Annotated in this window: 1 protein-coding gene; it reads left to right on the top strand. The window is 69.4% G+C overall.

Annotated elements, in window-relative coordinates:
- The first annotated feature begins 42 nt into the window (after positions 1-42).
- A protein-coding gene (locus WDW90_RS37610; protein ID WP_336492804.1) for an IS5 family transposase occupies positions 43-847 on the top strand; the annotation gives its coding sequence in 2 pieces (ribosomal slippage) (positions 43-374 and positions 373-847; 807 coding nt in all).
- Positions 848-849 lie beyond the last annotated feature (2 nt).

Here is an 849-nt window from a genome sequence, read left to right as displayed (position 1 = left end):
TAAGAGCGTCTAACAAAACCGGCGGTGGTGCGTTGAGAGGAGATGGCGAGACCGCTCCTTCCTGATGGCCTGTGGGCCGAGATCGCACCGCTGCTGCCGCCTGAACCGGCCAAGCCCAAGGGCGGTCGCCCCCGAACGTCCGATCGCGCCGCGCTGACGGGCATTCTGTTCGTGCTGCGCTCGGGCACGCCGTGGGAGTTGCTGCCCCGGGAGATGGGCTGCGGCTCGGGCATGACCTGCTGGCGGCGCTTACGTGACTGGCAGAGAGCCGGGGTGTGGGATCGCCTGCAGCAGGCGCTACTCGATCGGCTTGGGCGCCGGAACGGCATCGACTTCAGCAGGGCCTCCCTCGACAGCGCCTCGATTGCCGCCAAAGGGGGGCTCGGCGACGGGCCCGAACCCGACCGACCGGGGCAAGCCGGGCACGAAGCGCCACGTCCTCACCGATGCGCAGGGCATCCCCCTCGCGCTGAAGCTCACGGGGGCCAACGTGCACGACAGCCGGATGCTGGAGGAGGTCGTGGATGCCGTCCCGCCGATCCGCCAGTGCTGGGGACCGCCGCGCAGACGCCCCTCCCGATTGCACGCCGACAAGGCCTACGACCATCGCCGTTGCCGTCGAGCCCTCACCCGACGCCGCATCCAGCACCGCATCGCCCGCCGCGGGATTGAGAGCAGCCAGCGTCTGGGGCGTCACAGGTGGGTCGTCGAGCGGACGCTGGCCTGGTTTGCCCAGTTCCGCCGCCTCGCCATCCGCTACGAGCGACGCCGCGACATCCACCTCGCCTTCACGACACTGGCCGCAGCCCTCATCGTCTGGCGCTTCATCGAACGGTGGTTTTGTTAGAC

The organism is Methylobacterium nigriterrae (assembly GCF_037106235.1).
Taxonomy (GTDB): Bacteria; Pseudomonadota; Alphaproteobacteria; order Rhizobiales; family Beijerinckiaceae; genus Methylobacterium; species Methylobacterium nigriterrae.
Note: the sequence above shows the minus strand (reverse complement) of the source record. Positions and strands in the feature narration are given on the sequence as shown.